This is a genomic window from Pseudomonas sp. LBUM1671 (assembly GCF_059695685.1).
On the sequence record NZ_CP166782.1, the window covers coordinates 4,802,302 to 4,821,055 of the forward strand.

Sequence of the window (18,754 nt, forward strand, 5' to 3'; positions counted from 1 at the left end):
GCTTTTGTCGGACAATCCTAATAAATCAATAGGGCTCCGAAATCAGGGAGCAATACTTGCTAAAACCCAAAAACAAACTAGCGTCTAGACTTCAATGGGTACGCGTTAATTCTTCTTCCAATAGCTGAGGCCTCTGGAAATGGCTTTTGCGGCAATAGTCTCATGCCTTCCAAAAACCTGTAAGTCTTTAATTAACAATGGAATGTGAGCATGCATTGATCTAAGTCAGATGATTGAACAGCAAACGAAATTAAACTGTTTTCTCTCTTCTCCTGCACTGGAGTCATGCAATGTCTGAATCCCCCGGAAAACTGAAACTCGGTGCACTCGTCGCGCTGGTTGTCGGCTCGATGATTGGTGGCGGGATCTTCTCTTTGCCCCAGAACATGGCCGCCAGTGCCGACGTCGGTGCCGTGCTGATCGGTTGGGCCATTACCGCCGTCGGCATGCTGACCCTCGCGTTTGTCTTCCAGACCCTTGCTAACCGAAAACCTGATCTGGACGGCGGTGTCTACGCCTACGCCAAGGCCGGGTTCGGCGATTACATGGGTTTCTCGTCCGCCTGGGGTTACTGGATCAGTGCCTGGCTGGGCAACGTCGGTTACTTCGTTCTGCTGTTCAGCACCCTCGGTTATTTCTTCCCGATCTTCGGCGAAGGCAACACCGTTGCTGCAGTGATCGGTGCGTCGGTGCTGCTCTGGGGTGTGCATTTCCTCGTGCTGCGGGGGATCAAGGAAGCGGCGTTCATCAACCTGGTGACCACTGTCGCCAAGATCGTGCCGCTGCTGCTGTTTGTCCTGATCGCAATTTTCGCCTTCAAACTGGACATCTTCACCGCGGACATCTGGGGCTTGAAAAACCCGGACCTGGGCAGCGTGATGAACCAGGTACGCAACATGATGCTGGTCACCGTCTGGGTGTTCATCGGCATCGAAGGCGCGAGCATCTTCTCGGCCCGGGCGGAAAAACGCAGCGATGTCGGTAAAGCCACCGTGATCGGCTTTATCACCGTGCTGCTGTTCCTGGTGCTGGTGAACGTCCTGTCCCTGGGCATCATGACCCAACCGGAACTGGCCAAACTGCAGAACCCGTCGATGGCAGCGGTGCTGGAACATGTCGTTGGTCCGTGGGGCGCGGCACTGATCAGCGTCGGTCTGATCATTTCCCTGCTGGGTGCGCTGCTGTCGTGGGTGCTGCTGTGTGCGGAGATCATGTTCGCTGCCGCCAAGGACCACACCATGCCGGCGTTCCTGCGCAAGGAAAACGCCAACCATGTGCCGGTCAACGCCTTGTGGCTGACCAACGCGATGGTGCAGGTGTTCCTGATCATCACCCTGTTTTCCGCCAGCACTTACCTGTCGCTGATCTACCTCGCCACCTCGATGATTCTGGTGCCGTATCTGTGGTCGGCGGCTTACGCGCTGCTGCTGGCGGTGCGCGGCGAGAGCTATGAAAACGCCGCGTCCGAACGCAGCAAAGACCTGTTCATCGGCGCCGTCGCCTTGATCTACGCGGTCTGGCTGATTTATGCCGGCGGCGTCAAATACCTGCTGCTCTCCGCCCTGCTCTATGCGCCTGGCGCGATCCTGTTCGCCAAGGCCAAGCTTGAAGTCAACAAACCGGTTTTCACCAACGTCGAGAAGCTGATTTTCGCAGCCGTCGTCGCGGGCGCCCTGGTGGCGGCCTACGGGCTGTATGACGGCTTCCTGACTCTGTAACACCCCATTTTTTGTCATCTGGAGGATCACGGTAATGACCACGGAAAAAGTTAAGTACGGCGTCCATTCCGAAGCCGGCAAACTGCGCAAAGTCATGGTTTGCTCCCCCGGCCTGGCCCACCAGCGGCTGACCCCGAACAACTGTGACGAGCTGCTCTTCGACGATGTGCTGTGGGTGGCCCAGGCCAAGCGTGACCACTTCGACTTCGTCACCAAAATGCGTGAACGCAACATCGACGTTCTGGAAATGCATAACCTGCTGACCGACATCGTCGTCATCCCTGAAGCGCTGGACTGGATCCTGGAACGCAAGGTCACTGCCAACTCGGTCGGCCTGGGCCTGATCAACGAAGTGGGTTCGTGGCTGCGCAGCCTGGAACCGCGGCATATCGCCGAGTTCCTGATTGGCGGCGTTTCCGCTGATGATTTGCCGGACAGCTTCGGCGGCAAGACCATTCAGATGTTCCGCGATTTCCTCGGCCACTCCAGCTTCATTCTGCCGCCGCTGCCCAACACCCAATTCACTCGCGACACCACCTGCTGGATCTACGGTGGCGTGACGCTGAACCCGATGTACTGGCCGGCGCGTCGACAGGAAACCCTGCTGGCCACCGCCATTTATAAATTCCATCCACAGTTCACCAACGCCGACTTCGAAATCTGGTACGGCGACCCCGATCAGGATCACGGCAGCGCCACCCTTGAAGGCGGCGACGTGATGCCAATCGGCAACGGCGTGGTGTTGATCGGCATGGGCGAACGCTCGTCCCGCCAGGCGATCGGCCAACTGGCGGTGAACCTGTTCAAGAACAAAGCCGTCGAGAAAGTCATCGTTGCCGGCCTGCCGAAATCCCGCGCCGCGATGCACCTGGACACCGTGTTCAGCTTCTGCGACCGCGACCTGGTGACGATCTTCCCGGAAGTGGTGAACCAGATCGTCGCCTTCACCCTGCGCCCTGACGAAAGCAAACCGGGCGGCATCGACATTCGCCGCGAAGAAACCAACTTCCTCGACACCGTGGCCAAGGCCCTCAACCTCAAAACGTTGCGCGTGGTGGAAACCGGCGGCAACAGCTTCGCCGCCGAACGCGAGCAATGGGACGACGGCAACAACGTGGTGGCCGTGGAGCCCGGCGTGGTGATCGGTTATGACCGCAACACCTACACCAACACCCTGCTGCGCAAGGCCGGGGTGGAAGTCATCACCATCAGTGCCGGCGAACTCGGACGCGGCCGTGGCGGCGGCCACTGCATGACCTGCCCGATCATTCGCGACCCTATCGACTATTAATTCCTGTGCCCGGCTTCGCGCTCATAAAGCGTGAAGCCGGCGGATAACCGAAACCAAAGGAGATCCAACCATGGCTTTCAACATGCGCAACCGCAGCCTGCTCTCGCTGATGCACCACACGACTCGCGAGCTCAATTACCTGCTGGACCTGTCCCGTGACCTCAAGCGCGCCAAATACACCGGCACCGAGCGTCCACACCTGCAAGGCAAGAACATCGCGCTGATCTTCGAAAAAACCTCGACCCGCACCCGTTGCGCCTTCGAAGTCGCGGCCCATGACCAGGGCGCCCACGTCACCTACATCGACCCGGTGTCGTCGCAGATCGGCCACAAGGAAAGCATGAAAGACACCGCCCGCGTGCTGGGGCGGATGTTCGACGCCATCGAGTACCGCGGCTTCGAACAGGAAATTGTCGAGGAGCTGGCCAAGTTCGCCGGTGTGCCGGTGTTCAACGGCTTGACTGCTGAATTCCACCCGACGCAAATGATTGCCGACACCCTGACCATGCGTGAGCACAGCGACAAACCGCTGCACGACATCAGCTACGCCTACCTCGGCGACGCACGCTACAACATGGGCAACTCGCTGCTGATGATCGGCGCCAAACTCGGCATGGACGTGCGCATCGCCGCACCAAAAGCCCTGTGGCCGCATCAGGATTTCATCGACCAGTGCAAGGCATTCGCTGAAGAAAGCGGCGCACGCATCACCATCACCGAAGACCCGAAAGAAGCGGTCAAGGGCGTGGACTTCATCCACACCGATATCTGGGTGTCCATGGGTGAGCCGGTGGAAGCGTGGGACGAGCGCATCGAGCAACTGCTGCCGTACCAGGTCAACGCCGCGATGATGAAGGCCTCCGGCAATCCGCGCGTGAAGTTCATGCACTGCCTGCCGGCGTTCCACAACAGCGAAACCAAGGTCGGCAAAGACATCGCCGCGCGGTATCCGCACTTGGCCAACGGTGTCGAAGTGACTGAAGAAGTCTTCGAATCGCCGGCCAACATCGCCTTCGAGCAAGCGGAAAACCGCATGCACACCATCAAGGCGATTCTGGTATCGGCGCTGGCGGATATCTAACGGCTCACGCGGCTCTCACTGACGGAACATGGTCAATGTGGGAGCTGGCCTGCCAGCGATGGCAGCGCCGCGGTGCATCTGACAGACCGCGGCGATCCCATCGCGAGCAGGCTCGCTCCCACAGGGTCAGGGTTCCATCGACAGACCGAGTTGCCCGCTTACTGCTCTTTTAGAAGGACATGCACCATGCGTATCGTCGTTGCTCTGGGCGGTAACGCCCTGCTCCGCCGGGGTGAACCCATGACCGCGGACAATCAACGCGCCAACATCCGGATCGCCACCGAACAGATCGCCAAGATTTATGCCGGCAACGAACTGGTGATCGCTCACGGCAATGGTCCGCAGGTTGGCCTGCTGTCGCTGCAAGCCGCGGCCTACACCTCGGTTTCGCCTTATCCGCTGGACGTGCTCGGTGCCGAAACCGAAGGCATGATCGGCTACATCATCGAACAGGAACTGGGCAACCTGCTGGACTTCGAAGTGCCCTTTGCGACCCTGCTCACCCAGGTCGAAGTCGATCCCAACGACCCGGCGTTCCAGGCCCCGAGCAAACCCATCGGCCCGGTCTACACCAAGGCCGAAGCAGAGAAACTCGCTGCCGAAAAAGGCTGGGCGATTGCCCCGGACGGCGATAAATACCGTCGTGTAGTGGCCAGTCCAAGACCCAAACGCATCTTCGAAATCCGCCCGATCAAGTGGTTGCTGGAAAAAGGCAGCATTGTGATCTGCGCCGGCGGTGGCGGCATCCCGACGATGTACGGTGCCCACGGCAAGCTGCAAGGCGTGGAAGCGGTAATCGACAAGGACCTGTGCTCGGCGCTGCTGGCCGAACAGCTGGAAAGCGATCTGCTGGTGATTGCCACCGACGTCAGCGCGGCGTTCATCGACTTCGGCAAACCGACCCAGAAAGCCATCGCCCAAGCCCACCCCGACGACATGGAAAAACTCGGCTTCGCCGCCGGCTCCATGGGACCAAAGGTGCAGGCAGCCTGCGAGTTCGCCCGCCATACTGGAAAAACTGCGGTGATCGGTTCACTCTCGGACATCGAAGCGATCGTCCAGGGCAAGGCCGGCACCCGTATCAGCACGGCAAAACCTGGCATTACTTATTTATAAGGAGAAACGTCAATGGCAACGTTCGAGCCCGGCCACTTGCACATCGAGCGCCACGCGCTGACCCCGGATGATGTCAACTACAACGTGCACCTCGACTATGAGGTCAGCAAGAACGACAAAGGGGATAAAGGCATCCAGTTCACCATGCACGGCAGCATGCAGGGAAAGGACATGACAGAGACCTTCTTTCTGCCCAAGGAGGAGGCTTACAACTTCGCCAACAACGTGACAAAGATCGCCGAGAAGTACGGAATTCCGAAGACACACAGCCAGATCGGCTCGGTTCACAAGCATTACGATTTAATGTTTGAAGACATCCGAAAGCAGTTGGATATGAAGTCCGGCGACCCGGTCAACCTCGAGAACTTCGAGTAACCCCAATTCCCTGGATGAACGCTGTACCTGTGGGAGCGGGCTTGCTCGCTCCCACAGGGGATCATCGTTGCTCTGAAGTCCCGCGCAGGATTTCACCATTCGCCCGCCCCAAGGCATACTTGCCACCCTCCGTATTCCAGAACCCAAAACCGCCCCATGCGTATCCACGTCAGCTTCATCGACCGCGTCGGCATTACCCAGGAAGTCCTGGCCCTGCTCGGTGGGCGCAATCTCAATCTGGATGCGGTGGAAATGGTCCCGCCCAACGTTTACATCGACGCGCCGACCCTGAGCCCTGACGTGCTCGAAGAGCTGCGCGACGCCTTGCTCAGCGTGCGTGGCGTGCAAGCGATGACGGTGGTCGACATCCTGCCCGGCCAACGTCGGCACTTGCAGCTCGATGCGCTGCTCGCCGCCATGACCGACCCGGTGCTGGCCCTCGACAGCGACGGCAAAGTGCTGCTGGCCAACCCGGCGCTGATCGCTTTGTATGACCGTGAGCCGGCCGGCGAAAGTGTCGCCGACCTGTTTGCCGACCCGGCGCTGCTCGGCGTATTGCTCGAAAACGGCTTCCGCCTGCCACTGCGCGAAATCACCGTCAACGGTCAGACCCTGCTGCTGGACGCTACCCCGATCACCGACGCCGGCGCCCTGCTGACCCTGTATCAACCGAACCGCATCGGCGAACGTCTCTCGGCGCTGCACCACGATCACGCCGAAGGTTTTGACGCGTTGCTCGGCGAATCCCCGGCGATTCGAACCCTCAAGGCGCGCGCCCAGCGGGTGGCGGCCCTTGATGCGCCGCTACTGATCCAGGGCGAAACCGGCACCGGCAAGGAACTGGTGGCGCGGGCCTGCCATGCGATCAGCGCGCGGCACAGTTCGCCGTTCCTGGCGCTGAACTGCGCGGCATTGCCAGAGAACCTCGCCGAAAGCGAACTGTTCGGCTACGCCCCCGGTGCCTTCACCGGCGCGCAACGGGGCGGTAAACCGGGACTGATGGAACTGGCCAACCAAGGTACGGTGTTTCTGGATGAGATCGGCGAGATGTCGCCGTACTTGCAGGCGAAGTTGCTGAGGTTCCTCAACGACGGCAGCTTCCGTCGAGTCGGGGGCGATCGCGAGGTGAAGGTCAACGTACGGATCCTCAGCGCAACCCACCGCAATCTGGAAAAAATGGTCAGCGAAGGTTCGTTCCGCGAAGATTTGTTCTATCGCCTCAACGTCCTCAACGTCGAAGTCCCGCCCCTGCGCGAACGCGGTCAGGACATCCTGCTGCTGGCCCGCTATTTCATGCAGCAGGCCTGCGCGCAGATCCAGCGCCCGGTATGCCGACTGGCCCCCGGCACGTACCCGGCATTGCTGGGTAACCGCTGGCCGGGCAACGTGCGGCAATTGCAGAACGTGATCTTCCGTGCAGCAGCAATTTGCGAAAGCAGCCTGGTCGACATCGGCGACCTCGACATCGCTGGCACATCCGTGGCGCGCCAGAGTGACAGCGAAGTCGACAGCCTTGAACAGGCGATGGAAGAGTTCGAGAAAACCCTGCTGGAAAAGCTGTACGTCAGCTACCCCTCGACCCGGCAACTGGCGAGCCGCCTGCAAACTTCCCACACCGCGATTGCCCACCGACTGCGCAAGTACGGCATACCCAATAAGCAGTGAGGCCTACTCAGTCAAAATGTGGGAGCGGGCTTGCTCGCTCCCACATGGGTCGGCATAGCCTTCAGGACCGAGCTCAAAAACGACCTCCATCTGTACTGAAAGCGCTACAGCGGAACGATATCGCTACACTCTCCCCTGATCACCGCCGTGCAAGGCTTTGATCCACCTAGGCTTTTTTCTTCGCCTCTTGCTGTAGCGATTTCGCTACAGCCATCGATCCTCCTCACTCCGCCATACAAACTAAGCTATTGATTTATAACGATAAAAAAACATTGGCCGCGAAATTGCTTAGTAACCCGCCATAAAGCAGGGCTTTAGCCCGAGCATTCCATCGCGTCCACCAGACGAGTCTGGCCCCCTTAGGAGTTTCCATGAGCGAGTTGCGTTTTACTGAAGATCACGAATGGCTGCGCACCGAAGCTGACGGCAGCGTCACTGTCGGCATCACCGCCTTCGCACAGAACGCCTTGGGCGACGTGGTTTTCGTACAACTGCCTGAGCTGCAGTCCTACGACAAAGGCGCTGAAGCCGCCACCGTGGAATCGGTAAAAGCCGCCAGCGGCGTGTACATGCCACTCGACGGTGAAGTGCTGGAAGTGAACCCGGCGCTGGACAGCAGCCCGGAACTGGTCAACGAAGATCCGCTGGGCGAAGGCTGGTTCTTCCGCTTCCAGCCAACCGACGCCTCGGCTGTCTCCAAACTGCTGGATCAGGACGCCTACGACCGTCTGATCAAAGCCAACGCCGAAGCCTGAGGAGCGCTGACATGACTCAAGTAAACCTTTCTACCGCCAACGAATTCATCGCCCGCCACATCGGCCCGCGCGCAGGCGACGAGCAAGCCATGCTCAACAGCCTCGGTTTCGACTCCCTGGAAGCCCTGAGCGCCAGCGTCATTCCTGAGAGCATCAAAGGCACCAGCGTCCTCGGTCTCGAAGACGGCCTGAGCGAAGCCGATGCCCTGGCCTTGATCAAATCCATCGCCGGCAAAAACCAGCTGTTCAAGACCTTCATCGGCCAGGGTTACTACGGCACGCACACGCCGTCGCCGATCCTGCGCAACCTGCTGGAAAACCCGGCTTGGTACACCGCCTACACCCCATACCAGCCAGAAATTTCCCAGGGCCGTCTCGAAGCGCTGCTGAACTTCCAGACCCTGATCAGCGACCTGACCGGCCTGCCGATCGCCAACGCCTCGCTGCTGGATGAAGCCACCGCCGCCGCCGAAGCGATGACCTTCTGCAAGCGCCTGAGCAAGAACAAGGGCAGCCACGCCTTCTTCGCCTCCGTGCATTGCCACCCGCAAACCCTCGACGTGCTGCGCACCCGTGCCGAGCCTTTGGGCATCGACGTGGTGGTTGGCGACGAGCTCGAACTGACCGACGTGACGCCGTTCTTCGGCGCGCTGCTGCAATACCCGGCGAGCAACGGTGACGTGTTCGACTACCACGAACTGACCGAACGCTTCCACGCCGCCAACGCGCTGGTCGCGGTTGCGGCCGACCTGCTGGCCCTGACCGTGCTGACCCCGCCGGGCGAATTCGGTGCCGACGTGGCCATTGGCAGCGCGCAACGCTTCGGCGTGCCGCTGGGCTTCGGTGGTCCGCACGCTGCTTACTTCTCGACTAAAGATGCGTTCAAACGCGACATGCCGGGCCGTCTGGTCGGCGTCTCCGTGGACCGTTTCGGCAAGCCGGCCCTGCGCCTGGCGATGCAGACCCGCGAGCAACACATCCGTCGCGAGAAGGCCACCAGCAACATCTGCACCGCACAAGTGCTGTTGGCCAACATCGCCAGCATGTACGCCGTGTACCACGGTCCGAAAGGCCTGACGCAGATCGCCAACCGCGTGCATCACCTGACCGCGATTCTGGCCAAAGGCCTGAAAGCAATCGGTCTGAACGTCGAGCAAGAAAGCTTCTTCGACACCCTGACGATCAAGACCGGCGCCAACACCGCCAAGCTGCACGACAAGGCTCACGCCCAGCAGATCAACCTGCGCGTCGTGGATGCCGAACGTCTGGGCCTGTCCCTCGACGAAACCACTTCGCAAGCCGATGTGGAGACCCTGTGGAGCCTGCTGGCCGACGGCAAATCCCTGCCGGACTTCGCCGCCCTCGCCGCTTCGGTTCAAGCGACCATTCCAGCGGCACTGGTGCGCCAGTCGCCAATCCTCAGCCACCCGGTGTTCAACCGTTACCACTCGGAAACCGAGCTGATGCGCTACCTGCGCAAGCTCGCCGACAAGGACCTGGCGCTGGATCGCACCATGATCCCGCTGGGTTCGTGCACCATGAAACTCAACGCCGCCAGCGAAATGATCCCGGTGACCTGGGCTGAATTTGGTGCCCTGCACCCGTTCGCTCCGGCCGAGCAAAGCGCCGGCTATCAGCAACTGACCGACGAACTGGAAGCGATGCTCTGCGCCGCCACCGGTTACGACGCGATCTCGCTGCAACCGAACGCTGGTTCTCAGGGTGAATACGCTGGCCTGCTGGCGATTCGCGCCTATCACCAGAGCCGTGGCGAAGACCGTCGCGACATCTGCCTGATCCCGTCGTCCGCTCACGGCACCAACCCGGCCACCGCCAACATGGCCGGCATGCGCGTGGTCGTGACCGCGTGCGATGCCCGTGGCAACGTCGACATCGAAGACCTGCGCGCCAAGGCCATCGAGCACCGCGAGCATCTCGCCGCGCTGATGATCACTTACCCGTCGACCCACGGCGTGTTCGAAGAAGGCATCCGCGAAATCTGCGGCATCATTCATGACCACGGCGGCCAGGTGTACATCGACGGCGCCAACATGAACGCGATGGTCGGCCTCTGCGCGCCGGGCAAGTTCGGCGGCGACGTGTCTCACCTGAACCTGCACAAAACCTTCTGCATTCCACACGGCGGTGGCGGCCCGGGCGTCGGCCCGATTGGCGTGAAATCGCACCTGACCCCGTTCCTGCCGGGCCACGCCCAGATGGAGCGCAAGGAAGGCGCGGTCTGCGCCGCACCGTTCGGCAGCGCGAGCATTCTGCCGATCACCTGGATGTACATTCGGATGATGGGCGGCGCGGGTCTCAAACGCGCTTCGCAACTGGCGATCCTCAATGCCAACTACATTTCCCGTCGCCTCGAAGAGCATTACCCAGTGCTCTACACCGGCAGCAACGGCCTGGTGGCGCACGAATGCATCCTCGACCTGCGTCCGCTGAAAGACAGCAGCGGCATCAGCGTCGATGACGTCGCCAAGCGCCTGATCGACTTCGGCTTCCACGCCCCGACCATGTCCTTCCCGGTGGCAGGCACGCTGATGATCGAGCCGACCGAAAGCGAATCCAAGGAAGAACTGGACCGCTTCTGCGACGCCATGATCCGCATCCGTGAAGAAATCCGCGCGGTGGAAAACGGCACGCTGGACAAGGAAGACAACCCACTGAAAAACGCTCCGCACACCGCGGCGGAGATTGTTGGCGAGTGGACGCATCCGTACAGCCGTGAGCAAGCGGTGTATCCGGTTGCGTCGCTGATCGAAGGCAAATACTGGCCACCGGTCGGTCGCGTCGACAACGTGTTTGGTGATCGCAACCTGGTTTGCGCTTGCCCGTCGATCGAAAGCTACGCTTAAACGGATGAGGGGCAGGTTTACCTGCCCCTTTTTCCAGAACACCACAAAACCCTGTGGGAGCTGGCCTGCCAGCGATAGCGGTGGATCAATCTCCATTTCTGTCGCCTGACACACTGCCATCGCTGGCAGGCCAGCTCCCACAGGGGAATACACCAAGCCTGATATTCCGCCAATTCCTATAACAAGAAACCGGAGAACAACTCATGTCGTTAAGCGTGTTCGACCTGTTCAAGATTGGCATCGGCCCCTCCAGCTCTCATACCGTCGGCCCGATGCGCGCAGCTGCGCGTTTCGCCGAAGGCTTGCGCCGTGAAGGGCTGCTGACCGCAACCGCCTGCGTCAAAGTCGAGCTCTACGGCTCGCTCGGCGCCACCGGCAAAGGCCACGGCAGCGACAAAGCCGTGTTGCTCGGCCTGGAAGGTGAACACCCGGACACCGTGAACACCGAAACCGTCGCCGCCCGTCTGCAAGACATCCGCGGTAATGGTCGCTTGAACCTGCTCGGCGAACACAGCATTACGTTCAACGAGAAAGAACACCTGGCGATGATCCGCAAACCGTTGCCCTATCACCCCAACGGCATGATCTTTCGCGCATTCGACGCCGCCGGTCTGCAGATCAGCAGCCGCGAGTATTACTCGGTTGGCGGCGGTTTCGTGGTCGATGAAGACGCCGCCGGCGCCGACCGCATTGTCGAAGACGCCACACCGCTGACCTTCCCGTTCAAAAGCGCCAAGGACCTGCTCGGTCACTGCACCACTTACGGTTTGTCGATCAGTCAGGTGATGCTGACCAACGAAAGTGCCTGGCGCCCGGAAGCGGAAACCCGCACCGGTCTGCTGAACATCTGGCAAGTGATGCAGGACTGCGTTGCCGCCGGTTGCCGCAACGAAGGGATTTTGCCCGGTGGCTTGAAGGTCAAACGCCGGGCTGCTGCGCTGCATCGGCAACTGTGCAAGAACCCGGAATCGTCATTGCGCGACCCGCTGTCGGTGCTGGACTGGGTCAACCTGTACGCCCTGGCGGTCAACGAAGAAAACGCCAACGGCGGACGCGTTGTCACTGCGCCCACTAACGGTGCGGCAGGCATCGTCCCGGCGGTGCTGCATTACTACATGCGCTTTATCCCCGGTGCCAACGAAGACGGCGTCGTACGCTTTCTGCTGACCGCCGCCGCGATCGGCATTCTCTACAAGGAAAACGCCTCGATCTCCGGCGCCGAAGTCGGTTGTCAGGGTGAAGTCGGCGTGGCCTGTTCCATGGCGGCCGGAGCCTTGTGCGAAGTACTTGGCGGCACCGTGCAGCAAGTGGAAAACGCCGCCGAAATCGGCATGGAACACAACCTCGGCCTGACCTGCGACCCGATTGGCGGGCTGGTGCAAGTGCCTTGCATCGAGCGCAACGCCATGGGTTCGGTCAAGGCCATCAATGCGGTACGCATGGCCCTGCGCGGAGACGGTCAGCACTTCGTCTCCCTCGACAAGGTCATCCGCACCATGCGCCAGACCGGCGCCGACATGAAAAGCAAATACAAGGAAACCGCCCGAGGCGGTTTGGCGGTCAACATTATCGAGTGCTGATGCTCACGCGCATCCGCACACTTTTTCAGGAGCTGAATATGTCCACCGAACAATTGCTGAAAACCCCGCTGCACGCCCTGCACATCGAACTCGGCGCGCGCATGGTGCCGTTCGCCGGCTACGACATGCCGGTGCAATACCCGTTGGGCGTTATGAAGGAGCACCAGCACACCCGTGATCAGGCCGGGCTGTTCGATGTCTCGCACATGGGCCAGATCCGCCTGACCGGCGCCAATGCCGCCAAGGCCCTGGAAACCCTGGTGCCGGTGGACATCATCGACTTGCCAGTGGGCATGCAGCGCTACGCGATGTTCACCAACGAAACCGGTGGCATCCTCGACGACCTGATGGTCGCTAACCTGGGTAACGACGAACTGTTCCTGGTGGTCAACGCCGCCTGCAAGGATCAGGACCTCGCGCATCTGCGTCAGCACATCGGCGACCAGTGCACGATCGAGCCGTTATTCGAAGAACGCGCGCTGCTGGCCCTGCAAGGTCCGGCCGCGGTTACCGTACTCGCACGCTTGGCGCCTGAAGTGGCGAAGATGACCTTCATGCAGTTCACCCGCGTGAAACTGCTGGGCGTCGAATGCTTTGTCAGCCGTTCGGGCTACACCGGTGAAGACGGCTTCGAAATCTCCGTGCCAGCCGCCAACGCTGAAGCCCTGGCTCGCGCCCTGCTGGCTGAACCCGAAGTGGCAGCCATCGGCCTTGGCGCTCGCGACTCTCTGCGCCTGGAAGCCGGCCTGTGCCTCTATGGCCACGACATGAACACCGAGACCACCCCGATCGAAGCCAGCCTGTTGTGGGCGATCTCCAAGCCACGTCGCGCTGATGGCGCACGAGCTGGCGGCTTCCCTGGGGCAGAGACGGTGTTCGCTCAACAACAAGCTGGTGTCAGCCGCAAGCGTGTGGGTCTGCTGCCGCAGGAACGCACGCCGGTGCGTGAAGGCGCGGAAATCGTCAACGAAGCGGGGGACATCATCGGCGCGGTGTGCAGCGGTGGTTTCGGCCCGACTCTGGGCGGTCCTTTGGCGATGGGCTACCTCGACAGCGCTTATATCGCTATCGACACACCCGTATGGGCGATTGTTCGTGGGAAAAAGGTGCCTTTGCTTGTAAGCAAAATGCCATTTGTTCCACAACGCTACTATCGCGGCTGATTGACTGTTTCTATAAGTAACGCGGTTGCGTTAACAGTGCACTAATGTGTAACGCAACCGCCATAAAACAGTGCATGTCTTTGGTTATAAGCTTCGTTTATGAACGTTGCTTATAACGTTCGAAAACAATTGAACAGCCCGATCGAATAAGCCCGCACTAGTGGACACGCTATTGCCATCAACCTTAGCAAAACCGGGCCTCTCACAGGGCTTGTTTTTTCTCACGTAGTTGGCGTAGAGTTTGTTCACTGTGTTTGCATGGGTCGCTTGGAATCGTGACCTGGGCAGTAGCCTACAAGTTAGCTACATCCCGTTCGACGTCTTCTTACTCTCCTGCAACCAGCCCCAGTACTCTTTCATGAGAAGGAGACTGTCATTAATTTTTTGCGTCAAAGGAATAAGAAATGTCCACACGTCAGAGCGGTACCGTCAAGTGGTTTAACGACGAGAAAGGTTTTGGTTTTATCACTCCAGAAAGCGGTCCGGATCTGTTCGTGCATTTCCGCGCTATTCAGGGCAACGGCTTCAAGAGCCTGAAAGAAGGCCAGAAAGTGACTTTCGTCGCTGTGCAAGGCCAGAAAGGCATGCAAGCTGACGAAGTACAAGCAGAAGCCTAATCTTCTGTAACGAAAAAGCCCCTGATGCTGACATCAGGGGCTTTTTTGTGCGCGTAAATCCGTAAAATGGCTTCTTTTTCCGTCCAGAGGCTGCCATGCCGAAACACCTGCTCAAACCCCAGGGCGACTTTCCCGCCGCCACCCTGGGTCGTCGCCTGGCAGCGATGTTCTATGACTTCCTGTTGTGTACTGCCCTGCTGATCGTCACCAGCGGCATCTACAAGATGATCCAGATGGCGATCATCGGCGAAGACAAAATGCGCACCTTGACCGAATCCGGCGCGCTGGACGGTGATCCGCTGCTATCGACGGTATTGCTGTTTGTGCTGTTTGGTTTTTTTGCCAAGTTCTGGACCTGGTCTGGTCAGACCCTGGGCATGCAGGTGTGGTCCATTCGCGTGCAGAACGCTGACGGCTCGTCCATCAGTCTGTGGCAGGCGCTGTTGCGCTTTGTGGTGTCGATCGCATCGCTGTTGTGCGTTGGCCTTGGGTTCATCTGGTCGCTGTTCGATAAACAGAAACGCAGCTGGCATGACATGTATTCCAATACCCAGCTGGTGCGCATCCCGAAGAAAACAAAGTAATCCCGGACACCAAAATCAATGTGGGAGCGGCTTGCTCGCGAAGGGGTCGTATCGGTCAACTTTGATGTTGTCTGACACACCGCTTTCGCGAGCAAGCCCGCTCCCACAGTTTTTTACGAGTACTTAAGCGTTACCGGCCAGTTTCATCCGCGCAGCCTGGGTGAAATCGAGCATGCGCTTCAACGGTCGAATCGCCTGGGGAATCAACGCCGGATCCACAAAGATCTCGTTCGTCCCTTCCTTCAAGCACTTCAGCGTGCGCTCAAGGGTGTTCATCGCCATCCATGGGCAATGTGCGCAACTGCGGCACGCTGCGCCGTTACCGGCCGTTGGGGCTTCGATGAAGACCTTGTCCGGGCACAACTGCTGCATCTTGTAGAAGATGCCGCGATCGGTGGCGACGATCAGGGTCTTGTTCGGCAGGCTCTGCGCCGCCGCAATCAACTGACTGGTGGAACCGACGGCATCCGCCAGCTCGATCACCGAGGTCGGCGACTCCGGGTGCACCAGAATCGCGGCGTCAGGGTACAGCGCCTTCATGTCTTCGAGCTGCTTGGACTTGAACTCCTCGTGAACGATGCAGGCACCGTCCCACAGCAGCATGTCCGCGCCGGTCTGGCGCTGGATGTAGGTGCCCAGGTGTTTGTCCGGGCCCCAGATGATGGTTTCGCCGTTATCCATCAGGCTTTCGACGATTTCCAGCGCGCAGCTGGACGTCACCACCCAATCCGCCCGGGCTTTGACCGCCGCCGAGGTGTTGGCATACACCACCACCGTACGTTCCGGATGCTGATCGCAAAACGCCGAGAACTCATCCACCGGGCAACCCAGGTCCAGCGAGCAGGTCGCTTCCAGGGTCGGCATCAGAATGCGTTTTTCAGGATTGAGGATTTTGGCGGTTTCGCCCATGAACTTCACACCGGCGACCAGCACGGTCTTGGCCGGGTGGGCACTGCCGAAGCGCGCCATCTCCAGTGAGTCGGAGACGCAACCACCGGTTTCTTCGGCCAGGGCCTGAATCACCGGATCGCAATAGAAGTGAGCAACCAGCACCGCGTCCTGAGCCTTGAGCTCGGCAGCGATGGCGGCACGGTAAAAAGCTTCCTCCTCGGCGGTCAGCGGCTTGGGCTGCTTGGCGTCGAGGTGGGCTTGAACCAGAAGGCGTTCGGAAATCTGCGTCATGTTCGCAAGACCTGCAGGCGCTTTCGCGCGAAAGTCGAGTATACACCCGGCTCCGGACCCTTCAGGGTACCGCCGGGAGAGTGAGTATCATCAGGCACGGACAGCGGTGAAGATGCGCAAGGCTACAGAATATCCGGTGGATGCAAAAGATGATTCTGACCTGCGTGATGCGGTGCTGCCTCGCGTTGAGTCGAGCTCAAATCGCGGGCAAAAAAAAATCCGGAAATCCTCACTTGCGTGGGCCTTCCAGACTTTTAAAACTGCTACAAAAATGGTGGGTCGTGTGGGATTCGAACCTACGACCAATTGGTTAAAAGCCAACTGCTCTACCAACTGAGCTAACGACCCGCTGTGTGGTGGCGCGTATAATACTGATTTTTAAGGACTATTCAACACCTAATTTGAAATAAATCAAAAATAAGGTGTTGGGTCACTTACGCCGGCCGCTGCAAAGCCTTCTGCGCGCAGTCGGCAGCTGTCGCATTTGCCGCACGCACGGCCCTGATCGTCGGCCTGATAGCAGGAAACGGTCAGTCCATAATCAACCCCAAGCTTCACGCCGGCCTGGACAATCTGTGCCTTGCTCAGGTTCTGCAATGGCGCCTGAATACGGAAGCCATTGCCCTCTACACCGGCCTTCGTCGCCAGATTCGCCGTGCGCTCGAACGACTCGATGAACTCGGGACGGCAGTCCGGGTAACCGGAGTAATCCACCGCATTCACGCCGATAAAGATGTCACGCGCGCCAAGCACTTCGGCCCAACCCAGCGCCAGGGACAGAAACACGGTGTTGCGCGCCGGCACGTAAGTCACCGGAATACCTTCGCCCGCTTCTTCCGGGACGTCGATGCTGGTGTCGGTCAGTGCCGAACCGCCGATACCGTTCAGGTTCAGGCCAATCACCTTGTGCTCCACCACACCCAGGTCACGGGCGACACGCTCGGCGGCGTGCAGCTCCGCGTGGGAGCGCTGACCGTAATCGAAGCTCATGGTGTAGCAGCTATAGCCATCAGCGCGGGCCATGGCCACGACCGTCGCGGAATCGAGGCCGCCGGACAGCAGGATGACCGCGCGTTTTTCAGCAGTGTTCAGTTGTTCAGTCATCTCAGCGCCCCGGCTCATCATTCCAAAGATATTTATGCAGCTGCAATTGCAGACGCACTGGCAGGTTGTCCGCCACCACCCAGTCAGCCAGGTCTCGCGCATTCAGGTCATGGTGGCTTGGCGAGAACAGCACTTCGCCTGCACGCTTATCCAGACCGTACTGAATCAGCTTGGACACAGCCCAGTCGTAGTCTTCCCGCGAGCAGATGACAAACTTCACCTGGTCATTGGGCGTGAGCAGTTCGATGTTCTCGTAGCGGTTGCGGTGTGCTTCCTTCGAACCTGGGGTTTTCAGGTCGACGACGCGACTGACCCGGGAATCTACCGCCGAGATGTCGAGAGCACCACTGGTTTCCAGTGACACTTCGTAACCGGCGTCGCACAACTGCTTGAGCAATGGGATGGCGTTGGGTTGCGCCAGCGGCTCGCCACCGGTGACACAGACGTAACGCGGGCGGAAACCGGCCACTTGCTCGAGGATGTCGTCGAGCGGGCGAATGGTGCCGCCAGTGAACGCGTAGGCGCTGTCGCAGTATTGGCAACGCAATGGGCAACCGGTCAGGCGCACAAAAACAGTGGGCAGCCCGGCAGTCCGCGTTTCACCCTGCAACGAGTAGAAAACTTCGGTGATTCTCAATGTGTCTTGCATAGTCGCCACGGGCATAACAGCTAAACAGGCTGTCCGCCTCCGTCAGGCACTTCAAGGAACCCCGCCAACGCGCAGATCCCAAAAAGCGTGTTTCATAAAAAGGGCGTGAATTCTAACGAAAAAACCCGCGACAGGCGCGGGTTTCTTCAAAACGGCTCAAGCAGCCCTTACATTTTTTGCAGATCACGCTGGGCCAACTGAGCAGCGGAAGTGCCCGGATATTGCGACACGACCTGTTGCAGAATCCCTTTGACCTTGTCGGTGTGACCGAGGCGGCGTTCTACATCAGCCAGCTTGTACAGCGAATCAGGCACTTTGGGGTGCTTGGGATACAGCTGCGAAACCTTGGCAAATGCCTGACCTGCACCTTGCAGATCGCCTTTGGCCAAGTTCACTTCGCCCAACCAGTACTGGGCATTGCCCGCGTACTGACTGTTCGGGTACTTGCGCAGGAATGCCGCAAAAGCCTGACTGGCCTTGTCGAAATCCTTGGCTTTGATCAGGTCGAAGGCTGCATCGTAATACAGTTTTTCCTTCGCCGGATCAGCCGGTTCGCTACCCGCAGCAGGTGCTTGAGCGGCGGCCGCTCCTGCACCTGCGCCAGCTGCTGCACCGGGGGCATTCAAACTGCCACCGGTGGAAGAATTATCAGGAGTCGCGGCTGGTGCAACGCCGGTTCCTATGCGCCGATCAAGATCCTGATATCGCTCCAGGTTCTCTTGCTTCATGCGCGCTACATCATTTTGCAGAACTTCGATCACACCCTGTTGGCGTGAGATCTGCTCCTGCATGGATTGCAATTGGTTGAACAGCTCGCCCTGTGCCGAGACAGGGGCCGAAACCCCTCCCCCGGCATAGGCGCCGTTCGTACCGTAACCCGCAGGCGGATTACTAGTCCCGCTATTGTTATAGCCGGAGTCGTTATCGACCACAGGAACCGCAGCCCACACCGCAAGCGGTGCGAGGCTGAGGGCCAAAACAGTTACAGCACGACGGCACGTTCGCATGAC

Annotated in this window: 16 protein-coding genes and 1 tRNA gene; 12 read left to right on the forward strand and 5 right to left on the reverse strand. The window is 59.5% G+C overall.

Annotation, left to right across the window (positions count from 1 at the left end):
* Positions 1-290 precede the first annotated feature (290 nt).
* The 12 genes from arcD (at position 291) to ACA060_RS22275 (ending at position 14,809) form a co-directional block, all read left to right on the forward strand.
* Positions 291-1,718: an arginine-ornithine antiporter gene (gene arcD, locus ACA060_RS22220; RefSeq protein WP_497313215.1), complete on the forward strand. Its 1,428-nt coding sequence runs from the start codon at positions 291-293 to the stop codon at positions 1,716-1,718.
* A gap of 34 nt (positions 1,719-1,752) precedes the next feature.
* On the forward strand, positions 1,753-3,009 hold the full coding sequence (gene arcA / locus ACA060_RS22225) for an arginine deiminase (protein WP_497313217.1): 1,257 nt from the start codon (positions 1,753-1,755) through the stop codon (positions 3,007-3,009).
* Between the two features lie 70 nt (positions 3,010-3,079).
* A complete protein-coding gene (locus ACA060_RS22230; protein ID WP_109634273.1) occupies positions 3,080-4,090 on the forward strand; it encodes an ornithine carbamoyltransferase in 1,011 nt (336 codons plus the stop codon).
* Positions 4,091-4,276: 186 nt separating this feature from the next.
* Positions 4,277-5,206 (forward strand): carbamate kinase, encoded by a 930-nt coding sequence (arcC, locus tag ACA060_RS22235; protein WP_109634275.1) that lies wholly within the window; start codon positions 4,277-4,279, stop codon positions 5,204-5,206.
* Positions 5,207-5,218: 12 nt separating this feature from the next.
* On the forward strand, positions 5,219-5,581 hold the full coding sequence (locus ACA060_RS22240; protein ID WP_109634276.1) for a DUF5064 family protein: 363 nt from the start codon (positions 5,219-5,221) through the stop codon (positions 5,579-5,581).
* Between the two features lie 156 nt (positions 5,582-5,737).
* On the forward strand, positions 5,738-7,246 hold the full coding sequence (gene gcsR, locus ACA060_RS22245) for a transcriptional regulator GcsR (RefSeq protein WP_497313220.1): 1,509 nt from the start codon (positions 5,738-5,740) through the stop codon (positions 7,244-7,246).
* Positions 7,247-7,617: 371 nt separating this feature from the next.
* Complete coding sequence (gene gcvH, locus ACA060_RS22250; RefSeq protein WP_497313222.1) at positions 7,618-8,001, forward strand: glycine cleavage system protein GcvH; 384 nt, start codon at positions 7,618-7,620, stop codon at positions 7,999-8,001.
* 11 nt (positions 8,002-8,012) lie between these two features.
* A complete protein-coding gene (gene gcvP / locus ACA060_RS22255; RefSeq protein ID WP_497313224.1) occupies positions 8,013-10,865 on the forward strand; it encodes an aminomethyl-transferring glycine dehydrogenase in 2,853 nt (950 codons plus the stop codon).
* A 203-nt stretch (positions 10,866-11,068) separates the two neighbouring features.
* Positions 11,069-12,445, forward strand: coding sequence for an L-serine ammonia-lyase (locus ACA060_RS22260; RefSeq protein ID WP_497313226.1), 1,377 nt, complete (start codon positions 11,069-11,071; stop codon positions 12,443-12,445).
* A gap of 38 nt (positions 12,446-12,483) precedes the next feature.
* Complete coding sequence (gene gcvT / locus ACA060_RS22265; RefSeq protein ID WP_109634283.1) at positions 12,484-13,608, forward strand: glycine cleavage system aminomethyltransferase GcvT; 1,125 nt, start codon at positions 12,484-12,486, stop codon at positions 13,606-13,608.
* Between the two features lie 404 nt (positions 13,609-14,012).
* Positions 14,013-14,225: a cold-shock protein gene (locus ACA060_RS22270; RefSeq protein ID WP_003227496.1), complete on the forward strand. Its 213-nt coding sequence runs from the start codon at positions 14,013-14,015 to the stop codon at positions 14,223-14,225.
* 95 nt (positions 14,226-14,320) lie between these two features.
* Positions 14,321-14,809, forward strand: a complete 489-nt coding sequence (locus ACA060_RS22275) for an RDD family protein (protein ID WP_497313228.1) — start codon at positions 14,321-14,323, stop codon at positions 14,807-14,809.
* Between the two features lie 123 nt (positions 14,810-14,932).
* On the opposite strand, the gene nadA is transcribed toward ACA060_RS22275, so the two are convergent.
* From nadA to ybgF, 5 genes are all read right to left on the reverse strand, one after another.
* Entirely contained in the window at positions 14,933-15,991 is a 1,059-nt protein-coding gene (nadA, locus tag ACA060_RS22280; RefSeq protein ID WP_109634286.1) for a quinolinate synthase NadA, read from the reverse strand.
* 272 nt (positions 15,992-16,263) lie between these two features.
* Positions 16,264-16,339: transfer RNA gene (locus tag ACA060_RS22285), tRNA-Lys, on the reverse strand.
* A 63-nt stretch (positions 16,340-16,402) separates the two neighbouring features.
* Positions 16,403-17,095, reverse strand: coding sequence for a 7-cyano-7-deazaguanine synthase QueC (queC, locus tag ACA060_RS22290; protein WP_497313231.1), 693 nt, complete (start codon positions 17,093-17,095; stop codon positions 16,403-16,405).
* A 1-nt stretch (position 17,096) separates the two neighbouring features.
* Positions 17,097-17,744, reverse strand: a complete 648-nt coding sequence (gene queE, locus ACA060_RS22295; RefSeq protein ID WP_497313233.1) for a 7-carboxy-7-deazaguanine synthase QueE — start codon at positions 17,742-17,744, stop codon at positions 17,097-17,099.
* 167 nt (positions 17,745-17,911) lie between these two features.
* On the reverse strand, positions 17,912-18,751 hold the full coding sequence (ybgF, locus tag ACA060_RS22300) for a tol-pal system protein YbgF (protein ID WP_497313235.1): 840 nt from the start codon (positions 18,749-18,751) through the stop codon (positions 17,912-17,914).
* Between the last annotated feature and the right edge of the window lie 3 nt (positions 18,752-18,754).